Origin of the sequence: Pseudomonas sp. LjRoot277, assembly GCF_964253845.1 — a bacterium.
In the GTDB taxonomy this organism is placed as follows: Bacteria; Pseudomonadota; Gammaproteobacteria; order Pseudomonadales; family Pseudomonadaceae; genus Aquipseudomonas.
In genome coordinates, this window is record NZ_CAXURI020000001.1 from 3,151,395 (window position 1) to 3,173,334 (window position 21,940).

The window sequence follows — 21,940 nt, forward strand, 5'->3', positions numbered from 1 at the left end:
TGGCCGGGATAGCTGTTGCCAAAAATAAGACCTAGAGAAGAGAAGGAGCGACCATGAAAGTGAATACCACCCGGGCCTTGTGCTCATTGACCCCGCTGGCGCTGTTGGGGGCCCTTTCCACCCCTGCGATGGCGATCCAGGTCACCGACAACCTCGATCTCGGCGGTGCCGTCCGGGCGCGTTGGGACTATGACCCGGATCGCGACATCCAGAAGTTCAACTTCGACACCGCGATCCTCAGCGCCAAGTACAACTCCGACACCTGGATCGGTGAGGCCAAGTACCGTTTCTACGGTCGAGCCTACCCTTACAACTACACAAAGCATGTCGGTGACATCCAGTTCGCCGAATTGGCGTGGGTCGGCTACAAGTTCAACCCCGATCAGCAGGTCCAGGTCGGCCTGAACCAGCTGCCGTTCGGTTTGCAGCCGTACTTCGGCAGCACGTTCTACCAAACTCTGGGGGCCGTCATGGGACTCGAAGACGTGGAAGAAGTCGGCGCCAAGTACATCCAGCAAAGCGGCGACTGGAATATTCAGGCCGGTTACTACCTGCGTCCGGCCTGGCAGGGCAAAGGCACCAGCAACGGTGAAACCTACTCCACCGTGGTTTCCGAAGCGGACAGTTATGTCATCGACGGCAGCAACAACCAGGAACGCAACACAGTGGTCCTGCGGGTGGCCAAGGCGCTGGACCTGGGGCCGTGGAATTCCGAAGTCGGGATCTCTGGCCTGACCTCGTCCCTGGAGAACCGCGACACCAACAACGATGGCCGGCGCAATGCCATGGCGGTGCACTACGTCGGCAAAAACGGCCCGTGGGGCGTGCAACTGCAAGCCGCGCGACAGCAGATGTCCCCGCGCAACCCTGGCACCGATGAATTGGTGACTTTCGGCGGTTACGACGGCACCTTCAACGTCGCCAGTCGCGGCAACTTGTACGTGGCGGAGGTGAGCTACGACGTCAGCGGTAAGTATCTGTTCGATCAGATCAGCGGTGTGAAGCTATACGCCAACTACAGCGCCTTCGATAAATCCGCGGACGATTTCAAGACCTCGCAACGGATGATATTCGGCACCTCGTTCTCCCTCAGCAAGCTGTGGATCGCCACGGAATGGTTGTATGGCAAGAATGATCCGGTCATCGGTGGCGGCAGCCTCACCCAGAGTCTGGGGGCTGGTGGTAGTAACCAGTGGGAAAACCAGTTGTACATGAACATCGGTTATTACTTCTGATCCGGATTTTTTGGCAACAGCCCTAAAGTCCTCTTCGCGAACGGGCTCGCCCACAGGTTTAGCGCATAACCTGTGGGCGAGCCTGAACTGGTCAAATAAGTCCGGACACCGATTACGGTGTTTATGCCGCTTTTTGCTCCATGGCCATTGGCGACAGGTAGTTGTTGTAGCTGTGGAGCCTGGTGCGGTTGCCTGGGTATTTAATTTGGGTTTCTACACGGCCCTTGGTTTAACGAGTCCTCTCTCACTTCGAGGCATAAATCATGACGAATTTGCTTGCACAAAAAGATGTTAAAAATCACCTCCATCCTTGTACGGATGCTCGACTTCATGAGGCGGATGGCCCACTCATTATCGAGCGAGGAGAAGGAGTTCATGTTTATGACAATCAAAATAAGCGATACATCGAGGCGATGTCAGGGCTATGGAGTGTAGCGCTTGGTTTCAGCAACCAGCGGCTGATCGAGGCTGCCGAAAAGCAGCTACGTACACTGCCGTTCTATCATGTGTTTTCCAGTAAGGCACACCGTCCCAGCATCGAGCTCGCCGAAAAATTGGTGGAGATGGCTCCGGTGCCGATGAGCAAAGTGTTTTTCACCAATTCCGGCTCTGAGGCAAACGACACAGTAGTTAAGCTTTTATGGTACCGGAACAATGCTCTGGGGAAGCCCGCCAAGAAAAAGTTCATCAGTCGGCAGAATGCCTATCACGGTACCACTACCGTAAGTGCGAGCCTCACTGGGCTGCCGGCAAATCAGCGCGGTTTTGACGTTCCCCTGCCGGGCTTCCTGCATGTCAGCTGCCCGCACTTTTACCGATATGGTCGAGCGGGTGAAACAGAAGAGCAGTTCGCCGATCGCCTCGCCCGAGAACTGGATGATCTGATCATCAAGGAAGGCCCTGAGACGGTCGCAGCGTTTTATGGCGAACCGCTGATGGGAGCGGGGGGTGTGATCATTCCGCCGAAGACCTACTGGGAAAAGATCCAGAAGGTGTGCCGCAAGCATGACGTCTTGATTGTCGCGGACGAGGTCATCTGTGGTTTCGGTCGAACCGGCAATATGTTCGGTTGCGAGACCTTTGATATCAAACCAGACGTCATGGTGGTATCCAAACAGCTGTCGTCCTCCTATCAGCCCATTGCAGCCATATTGATTAACGACGCTGTTTATCAAGACATTGCCGACCAGAGCCAGTCGATCGGCACGTTAGGGCATGGTTTCACTGGTAGCGGGCACCCGGTAGCTACTGCAGTCGCGCTGGAGAATCTTAAAATTATCGAAGAGGAGGGCCTGGTTCAGCATGCTGCTGAAATGGGAATTATCCTTCGCAAGGGGCTTCAGCAGTTTGCTGATCATCCTATGGTTGGAGAGGTTCGTGGTGTGGGGTTGATTGCTGCCGTTGAGTTGGTAGCCGACCGGCACACTAAAGAGCCTTTTGAGGCTATTGGCAGACTCGGGCGGTATCTGTCCTCTCAGACCCAGGAGCGTGGAATGATCAACCGAGCCATGGGAGATGCATTGGCATTCTGTCCTCCGTTGATCTCAACGGAGAAGGATATCAATGAAATCCTTGGAGTTTTTTCGGCGTCTTTGGATGCGACACAGCACTGGTACCTCAAACACACTGCACAGTAGTTAACGCCACTCACTAGACGCCGCCAAACCCCATTGTTGGCTTCATGATCCTGGTTGGTGACGATGACTTCGTCACCAACCTCAAGACGATTTTCGAATGCTTCGGCGAGAACATAAATGTTCTGGGAGGAGGAAGGGTCGAGATGGATTTCTTCAGCTGAAACACCCAGGTATGCCGCTAATTCCGCATGCGAGTGATCCATCTCTTCACCGCCTCGGCGTGATGCAGGATGAGCTCCGTACGGCTGCATTTTGTTCTGGCGGTAGAAGCGGTTCAGGTTGTCGATGACGTCTTGACAGGCATAGGAGCCGCCAGCGTTATCAAAGAAAGCTTGGCCTTCGAGCGACGGCTCGGCGAACGCCGGGAACTGGCTACGATTAAACGAAAGGTCAATAGTGGACACGGTGGTAGTCCGTCTAAGCAGGTAGGATCTGACGGCTCATATGCTAATGGTTGAGCCATGCATGAGGGAGGCGAAAGCACATCGAAACAAACAGCCAATGCATGAATCATGTATTTATAGCTGGAAAAATGCGTAGTTTGCGTCTCTCAAAAAAACACCATGATCCATAATCCGTATCGCAGATATGTGACGCCCGGGACACCCCTAACATGCTAGTGGTGAGACCGAGGCTTATGGTGCAGGTGCTGTGGCAAAAAACTCACTGCGGTCATCGGACATGAGACCGATCATACAAGCGGAGCGTGCCAGCCGCAGGCCAGAGAGATCGAATCCTGGCTTACCAAGTGATTTTGGTTTGAGTGAAAAAAGGCCCTTTGTTGCATGCGCTTTCGCAATTGCAGGGCTGAATTAAGCTTGGCGCGCTGCTAATGCCGAGTAGCTGTTCATCAGATTGCGATAGTTCGGAATGCGCTGGGTCTGAACGTTACCCAAGGCGCGGTCAGTCGTCAGATCAAGCAGCTCGAAGACTACCTCGGTGAGCCCTGTTCATTCGCACGCCTCGCTATCGCCCGGGCCCTGGCACTGAAGTCAAAACTGCTGATCCTCGATGAGCCTAAGGCGGCGCTCGACGTGTCCCTGAACACCCGCGCCGTGCGTGAGTACCTTGAGGCACTCGATCAAGAGGCTCTGGCCGAAACGCTACCGAAGCGCCTATCGCTGACTGATCCTCAAGCCCGCTGGACCGCTGCTCCAGGAAACCCAGCGTTTTTCGTCTGCTCCGCGAACTATCTGATCGATACCAAGCACGGCGTCATCGTGGATGTGGCCGGGCAGCGTAGCGGCAGATCTGGTCGTATCTTGTCTTCCCGTCACTCTTAATCCCTCAGCACAACGTTTACACTTAACTGCTCCGCACCCTCGAAGGAATCTCCCCGGTGAACGTCAACGACGCCAGTTTCGAAGAACTGCTCAACGCTTTGCATGACGGCGTCTACATCACTGATGGCGACGGCAAGACGCTGAAGGTCAATCAAGCCTATGAGCGCCAGACCGGGCTCAGTGGTGCTGATCTCATCGGCCGATCCATGCAGGAGCTGGTGAAGGAGGGCGTCCTCTCGCAATCGGCCACATTGCGTGTATTGCATGAAGGTCGGCCGGTGTCCGTGATGCAGAGCCTGAGTCAGGGTAAGAAATTGTTAGTCAGCGCCACGCCGATTCTCGACGCTGAAAACCGGATTTCATATGTTGTCAGTACCGTACGCGACATGACTGAACTGCTGCGCATGAAACACGAGCGCGATGAGTTGCAACAGCTTAAACAACTGCGCAACAGCACCGCCAAACTTCATGCTGGTCAACGAGACAACCTCCTGCGTTCTCCGCTTATGGCCGATCAGGAGGTTTCAGGCCGCGTCTTCTCGCTGGCCCGGCAGGTTGCCAGTAGCTCGGTGAAGGTTCTGCTTCAGGGAGAAACCGGCGTCGGAAAGACCCTTGTAGCGCAATTCATCCACAACGCCAGTCCACGTGCCAGTGAACCATTTCTCGCGCTCAACTGCGGTGCACTGCCCGAGAATCTGATTGAAGCCGAGTTGTTTGGCTATGCGCCTGGAGCGTTCACAGGCGCAGGCCCCAAAGGCAAGCGCGGCCTGCTGGAGCTGGCGCATCACGGAACATTGTTTCTCGATGAAATTGGTGATTTGCCACTGCCGGTGCAGGTCAAGTTACTCAAGGTGATCGAAGAAAATCGCTTTATTCCTGTCGGTGGCCTGGAGTTGAAGGAGGTCGATGTGCGCATCATTAGCGCCACCCACCATGACCTCAAGCGTCTGGTGGCAGAAGGTCGTTTTCGGGCTGATCTGTATTACCGGCTCAACGTGGTGCCGATCAACATTCCAGCACTGCGCGAGCGCAGTGAGGAAATTCCGCCGCTGCTGCATTACTACCTCGACAGTTTCAACACTCGCTACGAGCGTCAGGTGCAATGGAGCCTCGAAGCCCTCGATCTGATGTGCGAGTACGCCTGGCCCGGCAACATCCGCGAGTTGATCAACATCGTCGAGCGCCTGGTGGTGACCAACCAGACCGGAACCATCGAGGCGCTGGACATGCCTGAGGAGATCCTCAACCTCAACCCGCTGAATACCGATGACAGCCGCTTACCGCTGCGCAAGGTATTGGAAAACGCCGAGCGCAGTGCGATTCGTGCCGCGCTGCGTGTGCACAAGACCACGCGCCTGGCGGCCAAGGCGTTAGGCGTGAGTCAGGCGACCGTGGTGCAGAAAATGAAACGCTGGGAACATTCTGATTAGGATTTTAATCAGCCCCGAATAAATCGATCAGAAAACTAATCGGGACTGACCGGTAAAACCCCTCTTATTTTCGTGTGAATCGCGCAAAGGCCCACGCCACGGGGCTTTGCGGGTATTGGCACGTCTTTCGCTAACGCATTTGGCACGTCTTCCAATAAAACAACATCCACTGGACGAGCACAATGAACATCTCTGCTTTCAAAATCGCCAACAAATTGATCACTGGACAAGGCGCTATCGAGCAGCTTTCGGCTGAACTGACTCGCCTCAATGTCAAAAACCCGCTGATTGTCACCGACGCCATTCTATTGGAATCCGGCACTGTTGATCTGGCGCTGGCGCAGCTGGGTGGGCGCCGTTACGGCATTTTCGATCAGGTCAAACCGGAGCCTGAAATTGCCATCGTTGAGGACTGTACCCGCACCTATCGCAAGGGCAGCCACGACGGGTTGATTGCTGTGGGTGGCGGCAGTGCAATCGACATCGCCAAGGGCGTCGCGGCGTTTGCCGGACATGAAGGTCCGCTGGCCGAACTGTTCGGTGTCGATCTGGTGAAACGCAAAGGCCCCGTGCTGATTGCCATTCCGACTACCGCTGGCACCGGTTCGGAAGTGACCAACGTGGCCATCTTTTCTGACAAGCAAGCGAAGCTGAAGAAAGGCATTGTCAGCGACTACCTGCTGCCTGACGTAGCACTGGTCAGCCCGATCATGACCCTGACTTGTCCACGCAGTGTGACGGCGGCCAGCGGTGTCGACGCGCTGGTGCATGCGGTCGAGTCCTATCTTTCGGTGAATGCTTCGCCCATCACTGATGCCATCGCGCTGGGCGCGATCAAGCTGATCGCCAAGGCGCTGCCCAAGACTTATGCCAATCCGTCCAACCTCCAAGCCCGGGAAGACATGGCCACCGCCAGCCTGATGGCCGGCATGGCCTTCGGTAACGCAGGGGTAGGCGCAGTGCATGCGCTGGCGTACCCGTTGGGCGGCCGGTTCAACATCGCCCATGGTGTCAGCAATGCCTTGCTGCTGCCGTACGTGATGGAGTGGAACAAGATGGCCTGCGTCGAGCGCTTCCGTGACATCGCCGAAGCCATGGGCGTGCGTGTCGCCGACCTGAACGACAAGGATGCGGCGGATCAGGCTGTCAAAGCCATGGCGGATCTATGCGCCGCTGTGGATATCCCAACCGGTATGCGCAGTTTCAACGTGCCTGAGGATGCCATCCCGGCGATGGCCGAAGAGGCCAGTAAGATCGACCGCTTGATGCGAAACAACCCGCGAAAGTTGACCGCTACCGATATTGAGAAAATCTACCGCGCAGCCTACTGATCCCGAAAAAACGCGACGCCCCAGTCTGCCGGTTCGGGCGTCTGCCATTACAAGACCAATAAAACAGGTGCACTCAATGTCCAACACTACTGCGCAGCGGAGCGAAAGCCCGTACATCCCGCTGGGTCCTTTCAAGGTTCGGTTGCCGTTTATTCACTACAAAATCGAGCTTCCGGACTACCTCCAAGGCTTGCTGATGTGTGCCGTGGATCTGGCCGCCATTCCGCTGATGACCGAACTGCTCGGCATGCCATTTGAGGTCGCGCTGGCCGTCGTGATGCTCAACGGCTTGCTTTACCTCGTGCACCATTTGCTCGGTGATCCGACCGTACCTGGCTGGATCACCCCGGCGGTACCACTGTTGATGGCTTACTGTGCTCAATTTCCAGTGGGCCCGGAGCGTGTCCACGCCTTGATTGCCTTCCAGTTGATGTTGGGGATTTTTTCAATTGCCCTAGGGGCGACCGGGATGGCGAAGAAGGTTGTGGAGTATGTGCCCTCGGCGATCAAATCCGGGATTATTGTCGGTGCCGGCTTGAGTGCGGTGATCGCGGTGTTCCAGGTTGGCGGTAAATTCAATGTGCTGCCCTGGACGATTTCCATTGCGGTCGGCATCGCCTTCTATCTGATCTTCTCCCAGCACTTCAACGAACTGAAGCAGCGTAACCGCTTCTGGTGGAACTTCGCCAAACTGGGGATCTTGCCGATCATTCTGTTGGCGGTGGTGATTGCGCCGCTGTTCGGTGAGGCGCCTTGGCCAACCATTCAGTGGGGCATCAGCAAACCGGATTTCGCCGGGCTGTGGAGCAACTACACCGTGTTCGGTCTGGGCATGCCGCCACTGTCTATGTTCATCTCCGCGCTGCCGACCATGCTGGCGGTGTACATCATTGTCTTCGGCGATGTGCTTAGTGCGAAATCGCTCCTCGATGAGGCAGAAACTGTCCGCACTGATGAAGTCGTCGACTACAACGCCGATCGCTCTCACCTGATCTTCGGCGCGCGTAATGCGTTCATGAGTATCTTTGGCCCGGATGTCGCCATGTGCGGCCCAAAATGGGCGGCGATGCTGGTGGTGGTGATCGAGCGTTTTAAAGGTGGGCCGAAGGCGATGAAATCGATCATCGGCGGTGTCGGGTCGTTCCGTTGGGGGACCAACACCGGTCTGCTGTTGTTGCCGGTAGTGACTCTGGTACAGCCGATTCTCGGTGTTGCCCTGTCGCTGACGTTGCTGATCCAGGGTTATGTGAGTGTGCGTCTGGGCATCCTTGAAGCTCGTAGCCAGCGCGACTTGGGTATCGCGGGCGTGATCGGCGCGGTACTGGCGATCAAGGGTGCGAGCTGGGCATTCGGGATTGGCGTTGTGTTGTGTTTGCTGATCTACGGCAAAAACTTCTTCAAAGGCGAGGTGGATGGGACATTTGTCAAGGATCTGAAGGCGGCGGATACCAAGCCGGCCAAAGGTGCTGAGTCGCCCAAGACTACTAAGAAGGTAGCAGAAGAGGCTATGGCTGACTGACAGGCCTGAGTCGCTCAATCTGACACTATTGCGGTGAGCTTCCTCCCACAGGTTTTGTATTGATCACGTCATCTGTGATCAACACTCATCTATTTGTGGGAGGAACCACGGGCTAACTCCAGCCACGCCCCACGAAAGAAAGTTCGCCTTGCCTTCGCCATGCGAGCGATACCTTCCAGGTTAGCGATGGTGGTCGGGTTTCTTCGATCGTGAAGCTGTTAGCGTCAAGTGTGTCGCAGAATATGCGGGGAGGAGGGTATCTCCGACAATTCGCAGTCGTACTTCCACCGAGACGAATAGACAGATACAAGCTGTCGTCTCTATGCTGGCAGCGACTTTATAAAAACAATCAAAAAAAGCCATGAACCGTACTGCTTACTTCTGCTTGCTGCGCAAGTGGCTCGCCCGGCCGCACGGCAGCCTGGTGGCACGCTATACCTTACTGTCCGTCTTTGTGATGAGCATCGCCCTCATTATGCTGGCAGTGCTCTATGAGCAATTGGCCAAAGATTTGCTCAATCGCTTGACTGGTGAACGTCTGGACGCCCAGGCCTTGTCCACGGCGAACCGCTTGTCTTCATTTCTCGATGATCGCTTTTACCAGGTCTCGGCATTGTCTAATCACCCGAACATGCCGGGGTTTATTGCCGATCAGTCCGCGCCCGGCAGTGACGTGGAGTCTTTGCTCAAGATCGAAGCGGATTTTCCGTTCCTGTATGGCGTGCTGTTTTTCGATGAACAGGATCATTTGGTCAACGTGCTGCCGGGGCAAGCCGCCTCTGGTGAGCCCTATTGGACCAACACACATTGGTCTATCGCGGGACTGCCGATCCAGTGGGTAGGTGATATCGAAGTGATCGGGCCATTGCTGGCTGAACCCGGGCGCTCGGGTGGCTTCTTGATCCGCAAGACCATCCGCAATGGTCGCACCGATCACCGTGTGCGCATCGCCTTGCACCTGCGCCTTGCATCACTCACCGAGTTGCTCGTCAGTGCCGGGATGAGCGGGGTGGTTGCGCCGTTGCTGCGGGTGCCAGGCGGTGCCTTTATCGACCCCACCGGGCGCGCGGTCGAGGCGCCGAATCAGTGGCGTGACGGCCCCCAGATAATTCCCGGTTGGCAACTGGTGTTCAGAGTGCAGCCTGGGGCCATCCTTAAGCCGTTGAACGATGCACGCTGGTGGTTGTACTGGATAGCTGCTGGTTTTATCGTGTTTATCCTCATAGTGTTTTTTACTCTGTCGCGACAGTTGCGCTCGCGGGTCAGCACCTTGTTACAGGGCGCTCATCAGTTGTCCATGGGCGACCTCAGTTATCGCCTGGCTGAACAGCCCCGTGACGACGAAATCAACCATGTAGCGCGGGCGTTCAATGTAATGGCCGCGCGCTTGGCGGACATGTTGGAAAACACTGTGCGGACAGAAAATCTCGCGGTACTGGGGGCCTTTGCCACGGGCGTGGCCCATGAGGTGCGCAATCCCCTAACAACCATGAAAACTACAGTGCAAGCCTTGCTGCGCCGAGAAGAAGAACCCGAGCGACGCCACTTGCTGACCGACCTGGCCAAGGAAATCGACCGCTTATCCCATGTCACCAGCGATCTGTTGGAATATGGGAGGCCTCACCCGGCTCAACCCGAGGTGGTTGCCGTCGCGTCGTTGTTCGAGCAGATCGTCCGGCTGGCAGGGCCGGACGACCCGCAATTGCTGTGCGAAACAGAACCAGGCTTGCAGCTTTACGTCGACCCGGACCAGATCCGGCAGATCCTGGTCAACCTTTGTTTGAATGCCTTCCAGGCCTGCGACAACCAGAACCCCGTGCGCCTGTGCGCCCAAGTATGGGGCGGGCAGGTGCGAGTCATGGTCATTGACCAGGGATGCGGTATCTCCGAGGCGGACTTGCAGCGCATCTGCCAACCGTTTTTTACCTCCAAGGCGCGGGGTACCGGGCTGGGGCTGAGCATCAGTCAGCAACTGCTGGATGCCAACGGTGCGCGCATGGACATTATCAGTACGCTTGGCGTAGGGACTCAGGTGATCCTGGACTTTCCCGCGCCCCCAGGGAACGAGGCGAAGTAAACCACCGATGTCTGACATTCACGTTTTGATAGTAGATGACGAAGAGGCGCTGGTGCGCTCCCTCAGCTATGCCCTGCGCGGTGAAGGAATGCGCATCAGCACGGCCGGCAGTGGTGAGGCAGCACTGGAGCTGTTGGCGGAGGAGACCACCGGCATCGATATCGTGCTGCTCGACCTCGGTTTACCGGGCATCGATGGCCTAGCCACGTTGGACGGTATACGCCAGCTTCACGCACGACTGCCGGTGATCATGATTTCCGCTCACGGTGATACCCGCGCCGCCGTACAGGCAGTGAAAAGCGGCGCCACTGACTACCTTACAAAACCTTTTGAACTCGACGACCTGCTGGCGACCATCACCAGCACCTTGTCATTGGCCAGATGCGAAGAACCCGCAGTGGCGGTGAGTGATGAACTGGCCGCTGGCCTGCTCGGCCATAGCCCGGCGATGAGCACCTTGCACGCAGCGGTGGGGCGCATTGCCCGTAGTTCCGCGACGCGGATTTTGTTGCTTGGAGAATCCGGCACAGGGAAGACTTTGGTCGCCCAAGCCCTGCACAACCATAGCGGGCGGGGCGGGCAACCGTTTATCGAGGTCAACTGTGCGGCATTGCCGGAGCAGTTGATCGAGGCAGAGTTGTTTGGTTCGGAAAAAGGCGCGTATACCGGCGCTCACCAAAAGCGTGCCGGGCTGGTCAGTCAGGCAAATGGCGGCACGCTGTTTCTCGATGAGATCGGCGAATTGCCGCTGGCACTTCAAGCCAAGCTCCTGCATTTTCTTGAGAACGGCAGCTACCGAGCCGTGGGCGCCAATGCCGCGAGTAGCGCGGATGTGCGGGTGGTGGCGGCGACCAATCGGGATCTGGCCGATGACGTGCAATCGGGACGGTTTCGTGAGGACCTGTTCTATCGCCTGAACGTGATCACACTGGATATTCCTTCACTGCGCGAGCGCGGTGAAGACGTGCTGTTGCTGGCCGAGCATTTCGCCCGGCGCCAGGCTGTGGAGGAAGGGGTCGAACCGATCCGCTTCCTGCCGGACAGTGCCCAGGCATTGGCCCGTCACCGCTGGCCGGGGAATGTACGCGAGCTTAAAAACCTGGTAGAGCGCTTGACCATACTGTCACCAGGGCAGGCGATTAGCGTGGCGATGTTGCCTTCAGCGTTGCAAGGCCTGCAGATCGAGCCACTGGTACTGGGCGAGCAGCTCGAGCTCGCCGAGCGTGATCTGGTCACCGATGCTCTGAGCCGCGCATCGGGCCATAAGGGCCTGGCAGCAAGCCTGTTGGGGATTTCCCGGCACGCTCTCAAGCGCCGTCTGCATCGCCTGGGACTGGATCGCTCGACCGAGCGGTAACCGCTCAACAATGCGCGCAGGTTGAGCGCTAAGCGCTCAAGGCAATCGTCGCAAATCTCAGTAGCCGCTGCCGAGGCACGTGGCTGCGATCAATTTCAAGTGCGCTCACCCCGGGCGCCCAGGTATGCCTGGCAGACTGCATTTCCAAGCTGGCGGCCGCTATGCGTCCGATCGCAGCCACTTGCCTAGGCAACTCCTACAAGCTTTTCAGCCTTTCTGGCACACCCTTTGCTCTATCCCTCTGGCGAACTAACAAGAGGCGTTGCCAACGCCCTAAAGGATACTTATGTCACTGCCACGTCCATGGTTTTATTGCTCGCTCACAGTGTGCAGTCTTTTGCTGAGCGTTGTTGCTTCAGCTCAGGTCGGCCGCGTGGAGTTGGGCGCTGCCGCCTCTCAGGCGGACCTGACGATGGGCTGCCTTTACCCGATGACCGAGCGCGCAGCGATCTACGGCCAGGACAGCATCGCCGGGATCCAGATTGCCCTAGGTGAGTTGCAGGCGCAGCGCGAGGCTGGCCAGCAAGTGCCACGTCTGCGCGTGATCATCGATGACGATCAGTCCAAGGCTTCCTATGGCGTAGGCCTGGCGAAAAACTTCATCCATCAGGACGGTGTGCAAGTGCTGTGCGGTATGGTCTCGTCCGGCGTGGGGCTGGCGGTCAGTCAGTTGGCCAAGCGCGAGAAAGTACTGATGATCGGCACCGACCATGCGTCCTCGCGCATGACCCTGGAAAACGGCCACCCGTACTATTTCCGCGTCACCAATGACACTTGGACCTCGATGGCCGCCGGTGCCCGCTACCTGCAAGCCCTGCAACAACAAACCGGATGGAAACGCCTGGCGTTCATAGGCCCGGATTACGAATACGGCCACGTGTCCCGCGATGACTTGCACGAGGCCTTTGCCCAACTGGGTGTCAAGTTCGAGGACGTCACCGAACTCTGGCCACGCCTGTATGAGCCTGACTACTCCGCCTATATCGCTGCTCTGGAACAAGCTAAACCCGACATCATTGTCTCGGCCCTGTGGGGCGGTGACTTCCAGGCCTTCGTCAAGCAGGCAGCAAGCACCCGGTTGTTCTCCACCTCGCGCCTCGCCAACTTCGACACCGGTGGTAACTACGATTTCTTGGTGTCCCTGGGCGACCAGGCGCTTCCGGGGCTGATCCTCTCGGCACGGCACCATAACAACTGGCCGGATACGCCGCGCAATCGTTCCTTTGTCGAGCGCTTCCAGGCCATCAACGGTCGCTACCCGACCTACGCCGCCGAAGGTGCCTACACCGGTGTCATGGTGTTAGCCAAAGCCTATGAAAAAGCGCTGGGCAGTGTCGACTCCCAGGAGTTGATACATGTCTTGGAAGGCTTGGAAATTGCCTTGCCAGAAGATCCGCCCGGGTTCGTCTCAAGGATCGATCCGCTAACCCATCAAATCCAGCAGACCCAGGCAATTGGCACTCCGGTGCTCAACAACGATTACCCGCCCGCCAAGGTGATGCTGGGTAATTGGGTGGTGTATTCCGCCCAGGAACTGCAGCAGAACAGCGCAACCATCAAGCGTCGAATGAACGCTGAAAGCCCTAACTCGAAAAAGAGTCGTCCCGAGAGTCCCTAGTCAATTCATCAATCGAAAGTGGAAGCACAGATGAACAATTATAAGAAAAACATACTGAAGCACCGTTTGACCCTCGCTATTACCGCTGGCGTTGCCCTGTCCATGGGCTCCTCGGCCATGGCTGCCGAGAACGGTAAGTTTCGTATCGGCGTGGTGACTTTCCTATCGGGCCCAGCAGCCGGGCCGTTCGGTGAGCCGTCCGCGAACGCCGCCAAAGTGCTGGTGGAAGGGCTAAACCAAGGCAAGCTCCCGGCGCCTTACAACACCATTGGTATCAACGGTGCCGAAATCGAGGTGGTGATCATCGACGAAGCGGGCGGCGCGGCTAAACAGGTCGAAGAGTTCCGTAACCTGGTGCAGCGCCAGAAGGTCGATGCAGTGGTGGGCTACATTTCCTCCGGCGACTGCCTGGCCATTGCGCCTGTGGCCGAAGAGCTGGGGGCCATGACCGTGTTTTACGATTGCGGCACTTCTCAGCTGTTCAATGAAGACAAGACACCGCAGTTTGTGTTCCGCACCGGCCTTGATGCGGCCGTGGACAATATCGGCGCCGCCCGTTACCTGAGCAAGACCCGCCCCGACGCGCAGAAAGTTGCCGGCATCCAGCAGAACTACGCCTTTGGACAAGACAGCTGGAAAGACTTCACCCACTCCATGGAGCAGTTGATGCCCAAGGCCAAGGTGGTCGAGTCGCAGATGCCCAAGGTCTTCCAGGGTCAATACGGCGCCGAGATTTCCGCTCTGTCGGTCAAACGCCCGGACATCATCCACTCCAGCTTCTGGGGCGGCGACATGGAAGCGCTTGTGTTGCAAGCCAATGCCCGTGGATTGTTGGAAGACGCCACCGCGGTTTTGACCTGCGGCGAGTCCGCCCTGGACCGCTACAAGGACCAGGCTCCCAACGGCATGGTCATAGGTGGCCGTGGCCCGTTTGGTGCGTTCGCGCCAGATAACGAACTCAATCGCTGGTTCAAGGACAAGTACCAAACCGCGTACAACACCGCGCCAACTTACCCGGCGAGCAAAATGGCCCAAGCCATTCTCGGCCTCAAGCACGCAGCGGAAAACGCCAAGGTTGAACAGGGCAAGATCCCCGCGCCGCAGGAGATCGCCAAGGCGTTCAAGGGCGCGACCTTTGAGTCGGTGTCCGGCACTGTGCAAATGGCTCGCGCCGGGGGGCATCAGGCGATGCAGGGCATTTCCTATGGCGAGTACCAATTCGACAAGGCGAGCAAGAAAGGCAGCGTGCAAAACGTCATCGCCTTCTCCGGTGAATGCGTGACTCCACCAGACGGCACTGCCGCCCTGGAATGGATCAAGGCTGGCTTCCCTGGTGCCCAGTGCAACTGATCAACCTCGCTTGATTGTTCCGAAGTGGCGGCCCGTTCGGCGTCGCCACCTTTATGCCAAGGTAGGACCTCTATGATGAGTCTTTTCGCGGTGCTGATTGACGGCACCATCTATGCCTCGTGGCTGTTTTTGGTCGCGGCAGGGTTGACGGTGATCTACGGGGTCATGCGGATCCTGAACATGGCCCATGGCAGTTTTTATGCCATTGGCGCCTACACCGCAGCTTCGCTGGTGGGCTGGTATTTCAATAACGGTATCGGCCCGGTCTGGGCCGGTTACCTACTGATGCTTGGCTGTGCCCTGATGGCCGGGCTGATCGTTGGCCTGATCATCGAGCGCGGGCTGCTCAAGTTTATGTACGGCCGAGACGAAGTGCTGATGGTGATCATCACCTACGCGCTGCTGCTGGTGTTGGAAGACACCATGAAAATGATCTGGGGCGTGAACCCCTATTTTGCCTATCAACCCTATGCCGAAATGGGCCGTAGCGCCTTGGCCGGGCTGAAGGTTTCCAATTACGACCTGATGCTGGTAGGCGTGTCGCTGGTGCTTGGACTGGGCTTGTACCTGTGGCTGGAACGCACCAACCAGGGCAAGGTCCTGCGGGCTGTGATCCACGACCGTGAAGTGGCTATGGCCATGGGTGTCAACGTCAAGCGTATGTTCACCCTGGTCTTTGTGTTGGGCACCATGCTCGGCACCTTGGCCGGTGCCTTGACCGCTCCGGCGATTTCCGTAGCGCCGGGCATCGGCGTGGAAATCATCGTCCTGGCCTTCGCCGTGGTGGTGATCGGTGGCATGGGCAGTATCGAAGGCGCGGCGGTAGGCGCCTTGCTAGTAGGGCTGAGCCGTGCGGCGGCGGTGCACTATGCGCCGGAATTCGAACTCTTTGTGATTTACGGCGTCATGGCGCTGGTTCTGGCGGTACGTCCGCAAGGCCTGTTCGGCCGCGTGTTAGCGAGGAAAATCTGATGCGCATGGATAAAACAGAACTGATTCTGCTGGCGGTTGCAGCGCTGCTGGCCGCCGGTGGCTGGATTGCTCCGCAATGGCTGGTGTTTTTGCTGACCATGGCGTTGGCCAAGGCCATGGTAGTGCAAGGCGTGGTGATGCAGATGCGCGCCGGTCTGGTGACCTTTGGCCAGGGCTTGTTCTTCTGCGTTGGCGGCTATGCCGTGGGCATGAGTGGGCATTTCCTAAATATCACCGACCTAGTCGTGTTGCTAGTGATCGGCGTTGGCGTCGCGGTTTTATTGGCGATGATTCTAGGCCTGCTGATGACCCGCTATCGGGAGATTTTCTTCGCAATGCTGTCGTTGGCGTTCTCGATGATCCTCTATGGCGTGCTGGTGAAAAGCTCGGCCCTGGGCAGTACTGACGGCTTCAACGTCAAGGCCTGGACCTTGTTTGGCTGGTCGCCAGCCGCAGGGCAAGGACCGCTGGTTTTGTTCATGATCATTGTTGCCAGTTCGACGGTGCTGGCTGTGTTGCTGCATCGCTATAGCCGCAGCAATGCCGGGATGATGTGTGAAGCAATTCGTGAAAACGAAGTGCGTGTCGAATACCTCGGGCAGTCCCCACGCTGGGTGCTGTACATGAACTACGTCGCCGCCGCAGCCGTTTCGGCATTGGGCGGTGGTTTCATGGCCTTGTCCGCCGGGCATATCGATCCGGAAATGGCCTACTGGATCACCTCCGGTGAGTTCGTGTTCATCGCCTTACTCGGCGGCACCGCGCACGTGGCGGCACCCTTTATCGCCGCCATCGTGTTTGCCGTGGTGCGCACTTACGCCATCGAACTGGTGCCCCATAGCTGGCAGATGATTCTGGGCTTCACCTTACTGGCGATCATCGTTTTCCTGCCCAAGGGCTTGTGGAGCCTGTTTACCGGTAACGCTAGGAGGGCTAAAGCATGACCTGCATTCTCGAAACCCAAGGTCTGTGCAAGGAGTTCGGCGCCGTCACTGCAGCCAAGGACGTCAATGTGCGGATCAACAAAGGGGAAGTGGTCGGTGTGATCGGCTCCAATGGCGCCGGCAAGACCACTTTCATCAATATGGTCACAGGTTACTTGAAGCCGAGTCGGGGCGAGATCCTGTTCAATAACCAGTCGATCATTGGTCGCACGCCTCGAGCGATTACCCGCTCGGGCATGGCCCGCTCGTTCCAGGTCGCCCAACTGTTTGCGCAATTGAGCGTGCTAGACAACCTGCTGATTGCGGTGGCAGCGGCCGAAAGCCCGTTTCCAGCGCTGCTGGTGCCCATGCGCAGCGCCTCACGGATTGCCCGTGCCGATGCCATTCTTGCCGAGTTCGGCATACCGCAATGGCGTGACACTCTGGTCACCGCGGTGCCGCAAGGGGTGCGCAAACTCATCGATATTGCCATGGCGTTGATTGGTGATCCGCAGATGTTGCTGCTCGACGAACCCACCAGCGGCGTTAGCGCCGAAGAGAAAACCGCGCTGATGGACACCGTGATGCGCGTCGTTGCCGAGCATCAAGTAACCGTGCTGTTCGTCGAGCATGACATGGACGTGGTACGCCGCTATGTGTCACGCATTCTCGCGTTCTACAGCGGTGAAGTCCTGGCCGACGGCGCCCCGAAAGACGTCTTGGCCAATGCACAGGTGCAGGAGTTTGTCACTGGCGGCGCCAAAGCCCACGACAAGGCGCAAAGGAGTGCCGTGAAATGAGCCTGGAAATTCGCAATCTCAATGTATCGATTGAAGGTATACCGATCCTCAATGACGTGTCGCTGTCCATCGGCCCCGGGCAAATGGTCGGTCTGATCGGCCACAACGGCGCCGGTAAGACCACCTTGATCCGCGCCATCATGGGTTTGTTGCCCACGGACCGCGGCGAGATGTTTTTTGGCGGACAGGATCTGCGCGTGCAGCCGGCTTTTACCCGCGCCGCAGCGGGTATCAGCTACTTGCCCGAAGACCGGCGCCTGATTCCGTCGCTGACCGTCGAAGAGAACATCATGCTGCCAGTGTGGGCCAACAAACTGGCCGACAGCACACAGCGTTTGGACTGGGTCTACAGCCTGATTCCAGAGATCGCCCAGTTCCGTGACCGCAAGGCGATGCAGTTGTCCGGTGGCCAGCAGAAGCTGGTGGCCATGGCCCGGGCGCTGATGCCGGGCAACCAACTGTTGATTCTGGACGAACCTTTCGAGGGCGTAGCGCCGGTCCTGTCCCGGCGTTTAAGCGAGGTGATTGCCAAGCTGGGCCAGGAAGGCCTGTGCGTGTTGATCTCTGAATCCGATGACACACATTCTGCCGACCTGGTCGATGCGTTGTTTCGCATCGAGCGCGGCAGCGTGACAGCAGGGTAGGGCAGATGTATGTCGACGTTTAACTTTGAAACCACGCCACGTGTGATCTGTGAGATCGATGGCGCATTGCGCCTGGGCACCTTATGCCGCGAGCTAAAGGCCGAGCGGGTATTGTTGGTCAGCGATCCGGGGTTGTTGCGCGCCGGTTTGCTCGATGCACCCTTGCGAGCCCTGCACGAAGCCGGGGTCGACGCGACACTGTACAGCGATGTGCAGGCCGATCCGCCGTCGGAATCGGTGCAGCACGCGGTGGATGCCGCCCGCAACTGCCGCGCCCAAGCAGTGATCGGGCTGGGCGGCGGTAGCTCCCTGGACACCGCGAAGTTGGTAGCCTTGCTCTGTGGCCGCGAGCAGGCGCTGGAGTCGATCTACGGTATCAACCTGGCCCAAGGCCCGCGTTTGCCATTGATCCAGGTGCCGACCACGGCAGGGACAGGCTCGGAAGTGACGGCGGTAGCAATTGTCACCACTCCCAGCCATGAGAAAAAGGGCGTTGTCAGCCCATTGCTGTATCCGGATATCGCGCTGCTGGATGCCCGCCTGACCGTCGGCTTGCCTGCAGCCGTCAGCGCCATGACCGGTATCGATGCCATGGTCCATGCCATCGAGGCCTACACCAGCGTGCACAAGAAGAATGTACTGTCCGATGGCCTGGCAATGCAGGCGTTGCGTCTGCTGGCGGGCAATCTGGATCGGGTCTTGGCGACGCCTGGGGATTTACCGGCCCGTTCCGACATGCTTCTCGGCTCGATGCTTGCGGGCATGGCCTTTGCCAACTCGCCGGTGGCGGCGGTGCATGCCCTGGCGTACCCGTTGGGCGGCCACTTCCATGTGCCCCACGGCTTGAGCAACGCCTTGGTGCTAGTGCCGGTGCTGAACTTCAATCGTCCTGCAGCCGAGGCGCTTTACGCGCAACTGGCGGCGACGGTGCTGCCAGGGCAGCGCTTTGCCAGCGAGGCGTTGGCCTGCGATGCCTTTATTGAGTTCATGACCCGGTTGGTGGAACGCATGCCGTTTGCCCAGCGGCTACGGGACGTGGGCGTGACTGCCGACGACCTGGATCGCCTGACCGATGACGCGATGAAGGTCGAACGCCTGCTTATCAATAATCCGCGCCCGGTAACCCGCCAAGATGCCCGCGCCATCTATGCCTCGGTGCTGTAAACAAAAAGGACTGACCGATGAGTTATGAATTCAGAAGCGTGCCGCGCATAGTCTGCGAAGAGGGCGCGTTGCACAGCGTGGGCAAGGTGCTCAGGGATCTCGGTGCGCAACGGGTGATGCTGGTGTGCGATCCTGGCATTGTCAGCCTGGGTTTTGCAGTCAAGGCCCAGGCCTCGCTTGAGGTGGCTGGCTGCGCAGTCACACTGTTCGACCAAGTGGTTCCCGACCCTTCGTCCGTCGTGGTCAAAGAGGTCGCCGAGCAGGCCCGACAATTCAAGGCCGATGGCGTGCTGGGGCTCGGCGGCGGCAGTTCCTTGGACGCTGCCAAACTGGTGGCGTTGCTGATCAACAGCGAACAGCCCTTGGAGGATTTGTATGGAACCGACAAAGCCCTGGGGGAGCGGGTGCCGCTGGTGTTGGTGCCGACCACGGCAGGCACCGGCTCTGAAGTGACCTGGGTCTCCGTCATCACTGACGAGCAACAGCGCAAGCAAGCGGTGTATTCGTTGCAGCTGATGCCGGACGTGGCGGTGCTCGATCCGAAACTGACACTCGGACTGCCGCCCAGGGTCACCGCCGCCACCGGTTTGGACGCCATGGTGCATGCAATCGAGGCCTACACCAGTCGCACACGCAAGAACCCGATTGCCGATGGCTTGGCCTCCGCTGCCCTGGGATTGCTGGGCGCCAACCTGCGCAAAGTATTGGCCAACGGTCAGGACGTGGCGGCGCGTACGGCGATGCTGCAAGGCTCGCTGATGGCGGGCATGGCCTTCGTCAACGCCTCGGTGGCGGCGATTCATGGGTTGGCCTATCCGCTAGGGGCACGCTTTCACATTCCCCACGGCCACGCCAATGCCCTGGTGATGGCGCCGGTACTGCGTTTCAACTTGAGCGCGGCGCAAAGCCAATATGCGGAGCTCGCGACATACCTGTTGCCGGGCCGCCATTTCGAGCACGAAGCCGAGGCAGCCGAAGCCTTTGTCCAGGCAATTGAAGCGCTGGTGGCCGACAGCGGGCTGGAAACCCGGCTGTCGAAACTGGGGGTGGACGAACCCGCCCTCACCGAAATGGCCAACTCGGTGGTGATGAACCTGCGTCGCCTGATCGACAGCAATCCCAGGGACATGACCGTGCAGGACGTAGAAACCCTCTACCGCAGCATCTTCTAACCGACTGACGCGCATCGCCTGCTAACAGGCGGTGTGCTGAAGGGGTACGCACCCAAATTTGAGGGGCCGTATCAGCTTGCCCTCCCTTTTTTCACCTCGTCTGTCAACGCAGAGGGGAGGGTTTTGTGCGCTTTTTAACCATGAGAATAAAAATAATGAACTGCAGCAGTAAAACTATCCGCATGCTTACACCTGTCGTTAGCACCCATGCTCTCGGACTGGCGCTGGCCGTGTCTGCCTTTCCTGCCCTGGCCGAGGGTTTCTTCGAGGACGCCAAGGCGAGCCTGACGGCGCGCAACTTCTACATCAACCGCAACTTCACCAATCCGGCTTATCCGCAGAGCAAGGCCGAGGAGTGGACCCAGAGCTTTATCCTCGACGCCAAGTCCGGCTTTACCCAGGGGACGGTGGGTTTCGGTGTCGACGTGCTGGGGCTGTATGCGCTCAAGCTCGATGGTGGTCGTGGCACCACCAACACCCAATTGTTACCGGTGCATGACGATGGCCGTCCTGCCGATGATTTTGGGCGATTGGGCGTGGCGTTGAAGGCTCGGCTGTCAAAAACTGAACTGAAGGTCGGCGAATGGATGCCGGTACTGCCGATCCTGCGTTCCGATGACGGCCGCTCCCTGCCACAAACCTTCCGCGGTGGCCAGGTGACTTCCCAGGATATCGACGGTTTGACCCTGTACGGCGGGCAGTTCCGCGGCAACAGTCCACGCAACGACGCGAGCATGGACGATATGTCGATGACCGGGAGGGGCGGGGTTACCTCCGATCGTTTCAACTTTGCCGGGGGCGAGTACAGCTTCAACAGCAAGCAAACCATGATTGGCCTGTGGAATGCCGAACTCAAGGACATCTACAACCAGCAGTTCATCAACCTGGTGCACAGCCAAACAGTGGGTAGCTGGGTATTGGGCGCCAATCTTGGCTACTTCATCGGCAAGGAAAGCGGCAGCGAGCGGGCAGGGGAGCTGGACAACAAAACCGCCTCCGCCATGTTCTCGGCCAAGTATGGCAGCAGCACCTTTTACCTGGGCTTGCAGAAAGTCAGCGGCGACAACGCCTGGATGCGGGTCAATGGCACCAGCGGCGGCACCCTGGCCAACGACAGCTACAACTCCAGTTACGACAATGCCAAGGAGCGGTCCTGGCAGTTGCGTCACGACTTCAACTTCGTTGGTGTGGGCATTCCCGGGTTGACCCTGATGAACCGCTACATCAGCGGTGAAGACGTACACACCGCGACTGTGAGTGACGGCAAGGAGTGGGGCCGGGAGAGTGAGTTGGCCTATGTGATCCAGAGTGGCAGCCTGAAAAACCTGTCGCTGAAATGGCGCAACAGCACCCTGCGTCGCGATTACAGCAGCCTGGAGTTCGACGAGAACCGTCTGATTATCAACTACCCCTTCTCGGCGCTTTAAT

Annotated in this window: 16 protein-coding genes and 4 pseudogenes; 18 read left to right on the plus strand and 2 right to left on the minus strand. The window is 58.1% G+C overall.

What is annotated here, in order from left to right; all coding sequences use genetic code 11:
- The first annotated feature begins 53 nt into the window (after positions 1-53).
- Positions 54-1,235, plus strand: coding sequence for a hypothetical protein (locus ACSQ87_RS14935; protein WP_436273767.1), 1,182 nt, complete (start codon positions 54-56; stop codon positions 1,233-1,235).
- A gap of 263 nt (positions 1,236-1,498) precedes the next feature.
- The gene (locus tag ACSQ87_RS14940; RefSeq protein ID WP_436273768.1) at positions 1,499-2,872 is read left to right on the plus strand and encodes an aspartate aminotransferase family protein; all 1,374 of its coding nucleotides are present in this window, start codon (positions 1,499-1,501) and stop codon (positions 2,870-2,872) included.
- A gap of 23 nt (positions 2,873-2,895) precedes the next feature.
- On the opposite strand, the pseudogene ACSQ87_RS14945 reads toward ACSQ87_RS14940, so the two are convergent.
- Both ACSQ87_RS14945 and ACSQ87_RS14950 read right to left on the minus strand, forming a co-directional pair.
- Positions 2,896-3,276: pseudogene (locus ACSQ87_RS14945) on the minus strand (aminotransferase class V-fold PLP-dependent enzyme); the annotation flags it as partial.
- 408 nt (positions 3,277-3,684) lie between these two features.
- Positions 3,685-3,768, minus strand: a pseudogene (locus tag ACSQ87_RS14950) (hydrolase); the annotation flags it as partial.
- Between ACSQ87_RS14950 and ACSQ87_RS14955 the strand changes: the two are divergent.
- The 16 genes and pseudogenes from ACSQ87_RS14955 to ACSQ87_RS15030 all read left to right on the plus strand — a co-directional run.
- Positions 3,745-3,839 (plus strand): annotated as a pseudogene (locus ACSQ87_RS14955) (LysR family transcriptional regulator); the annotation flags it as partial. The pseudogenes ACSQ87_RS14950 and ACSQ87_RS14955 overlap by 24 nt on opposite strands.
- Positions 3,840-3,903: 64 nt before the next feature.
- A pseudogene (locus ACSQ87_RS14960) lies at positions 3,904-4,146 on the plus strand (IS5/IS1182 family transposase); the annotation flags it as partial.
- A gap of 65 nt (positions 4,147-4,211) precedes the next feature.
- The gene (locus ACSQ87_RS14965) at positions 4,212-5,585 is read left to right on the plus strand and encodes a sigma-54 interaction domain-containing protein (protein WP_436273769.1); all 1,374 of its coding nucleotides are present in this window, start codon (positions 4,212-4,214) and stop codon (positions 5,583-5,585) included.
- Positions 5,586-5,767: 182 nt separating this feature from the next.
- Complete coding sequence (locus ACSQ87_RS14970; protein WP_436273770.1) at positions 5,768-6,916, plus strand: iron-containing alcohol dehydrogenase; 1,149 nt, start codon at positions 5,768-5,770, stop codon at positions 6,914-6,916.
- A 76-nt stretch (positions 6,917-6,992) separates the two neighbouring features.
- Positions 6,993-8,435, plus strand: a complete 1,443-nt coding sequence (locus ACSQ87_RS14975; protein ID WP_436273771.1) for a hypothetical protein — start codon at positions 6,993-6,995, stop codon at positions 8,433-8,435.
- Between the two features lie 361 nt (positions 8,436-8,796).
- Positions 8,797-10,512, plus strand: coding sequence for a sensor histidine kinase (locus ACSQ87_RS14980; RefSeq protein ID WP_436273772.1), 1,716 nt, complete (start codon positions 8,797-8,799; stop codon positions 10,510-10,512).
- A 7-nt stretch (positions 10,513-10,519) separates the two neighbouring features.
- Positions 10,520-11,869 carry a sigma-54-dependent transcriptional regulator gene (locus tag ACSQ87_RS14985; protein ID WP_407800220.1) on the plus strand — a complete coding sequence of 450 codons (1,350 nt, stop codon included), beginning with the start codon at positions 10,520-10,522 and terminating at the stop codon, positions 11,867-11,869.
- Between the two features lie 286 nt (positions 11,870-12,155).
- Positions 12,156-13,487 carry an ABC transporter substrate-binding protein gene (locus ACSQ87_RS14990; protein WP_436273773.1) on the plus strand — a complete coding sequence of 444 codons (1,332 nt, stop codon included), beginning with the start codon at positions 12,156-12,158 and terminating at the stop codon, positions 13,485-13,487.
- Between the two features lie 30 nt (positions 13,488-13,517).
- Complete coding sequence (locus ACSQ87_RS14995) at positions 13,518-14,837, plus strand: ABC transporter substrate-binding protein (RefSeq protein WP_436273774.1); 1,320 nt, start codon at positions 13,518-13,520, stop codon at positions 14,835-14,837.
- A 75-nt stretch (positions 14,838-14,912) separates the two neighbouring features.
- Positions 14,913-15,809 carry a branched-chain amino acid ABC transporter permease gene (locus tag ACSQ87_RS15000; RefSeq protein WP_436273775.1) on the plus strand — a complete coding sequence of 299 codons (897 nt, stop codon included), beginning with the start codon at positions 14,913-14,915 and terminating at the stop codon, positions 15,807-15,809.
- Positions 15,809-16,753: a branched-chain amino acid ABC transporter permease gene (locus ACSQ87_RS15005; RefSeq protein WP_056723368.1), complete on the plus strand. Its 945-nt coding sequence runs from the start codon at positions 15,809-15,811 to the stop codon at positions 16,751-16,753. The genes ACSQ87_RS15000 and ACSQ87_RS15005 overlap by 1 nt, the downstream gene beginning before the upstream one ends.
- On the plus strand, positions 16,750-17,532 hold the full coding sequence (locus tag ACSQ87_RS15010; protein ID WP_429541908.1) for an ABC transporter ATP-binding protein: 783 nt from the start codon (positions 16,750-16,752) through the stop codon (positions 17,530-17,532). The genes ACSQ87_RS15005 and ACSQ87_RS15010 overlap by 4 nt, the downstream gene beginning before the upstream one ends.
- Positions 17,529-18,176 carry an ATP-binding cassette domain-containing protein gene (locus tag ACSQ87_RS15015; protein WP_436273776.1) on the plus strand — a complete coding sequence of 216 codons (648 nt, stop codon included), beginning with the start codon at positions 17,529-17,531 and terminating at the stop codon, positions 18,174-18,176. The genes ACSQ87_RS15010 and ACSQ87_RS15015 overlap by 4 nt, the downstream gene beginning before the upstream one ends.
- A 9-nt stretch (positions 18,177-18,185) precedes the next feature.
- Positions 18,186-19,340: an iron-containing alcohol dehydrogenase gene (locus ACSQ87_RS15020; RefSeq protein ID WP_436273777.1), complete on the plus strand. Its 1,155-nt coding sequence runs from the start codon at positions 18,186-18,188 to the stop codon at positions 19,338-19,340.
- Between the two features lie 17 nt (positions 19,341-19,357).
- A complete protein-coding gene (locus ACSQ87_RS15025; RefSeq protein ID WP_436273778.1) occupies positions 19,358-20,512 on the plus strand; it encodes an iron-containing alcohol dehydrogenase in 1,155 nt (384 codons plus the stop codon).
- Positions 20,513-20,694: 182 nt separating this feature from the next.
- Positions 20,695-21,939, plus strand: a complete 1,245-nt coding sequence (locus ACSQ87_RS15030; protein WP_436275094.1) for an OprD family porin — start codon at positions 20,695-20,697, stop codon at positions 21,937-21,939.
- Position 21,940 lies beyond the last annotated feature (1 nt).

Coding starts and splice junctions, on each gene's coding strand:
- ACSQ87_RS14935 (WP_436273767.1), top strand. CDS start 54: ATGAAAGTGAATACCACCCGGGCCTTGTGCTCATTGACCCCGCTGGCG.
- ACSQ87_RS14940 (WP_436273768.1), top strand. CDS start 1,499: ATGACGAATTTGCTTGCACAAAAAGATGTTAAAAATCACCTCCATCCT.
- ACSQ87_RS14970 (WP_436273770.1), top strand. CDS start 5,768: ATGAACATCTCTGCTTTCAAAATCGCCAACAAATTGATCACTGGACAA.
- ACSQ87_RS14975 (WP_436273771.1), top strand. CDS start 6,993: ATGTCCAACACTACTGCGCAGCGGAGCGAAAGCCCGTACATCCCGCTG.
- ACSQ87_RS14980 (WP_436273772.1), top strand. CDS start 8,797: ATGAACCGTACTGCTTACTTCTGCTTGCTGCGCAAGTGGCTCGCCCGG.
- ACSQ87_RS14985 (WP_407800220.1), top strand. CDS start 10,520: ATGTCTGACATTCACGTTTTGATAGTAGATGACGAAGAGGCGCTGGTG.
- ACSQ87_RS14990 (WP_436273773.1), top strand. CDS start 12,156: ATGTCACTGCCACGTCCATGGTTTTATTGCTCGCTCACAGTGTGCAGT.
- ACSQ87_RS14995 (WP_436273774.1), top strand. CDS start 13,518: ATGAACAATTATAAGAAAAACATACTGAAGCACCGTTTGACCCTCGCT.
- ACSQ87_RS15000 (WP_436273775.1), top strand. CDS start 14,913: ATGAGTCTTTTCGCGGTGCTGATTGACGGCACCATCTATGCCTCGTGG.
- ACSQ87_RS15005 (WP_056723368.1), top strand. CDS start 15,809: ATGCGCATGGATAAAACAGAACTGATTCTGCTGGCGGTTGCAGCGCTG.
- ACSQ87_RS15010 (WP_429541908.1), top strand. CDS start 16,750: ATGACCTGCATTCTCGAAACCCAAGGTCTGTGCAAGGAGTTCGGCGCC.
- ACSQ87_RS15015 (WP_436273776.1), top strand. CDS start 17,529: ATGAGCCTGGAAATTCGCAATCTCAATGTATCGATTGAAGGTATACCG.
- ACSQ87_RS15020 (WP_436273777.1), top strand. CDS start 18,186: ATGTCGACGTTTAACTTTGAAACCACGCCACGTGTGATCTGTGAGATC.
- ACSQ87_RS15025 (WP_436273778.1), top strand. CDS start 19,358: ATGAGTTATGAATTCAGAAGCGTGCCGCGCATAGTCTGCGAAGAGGGC.
- ACSQ87_RS15030 (WP_436275094.1), top strand. CDS start 20,695: ATGCTTACACCTGTCGTTAGCACCCATGCTCTCGGACTGGCGCTGGCC.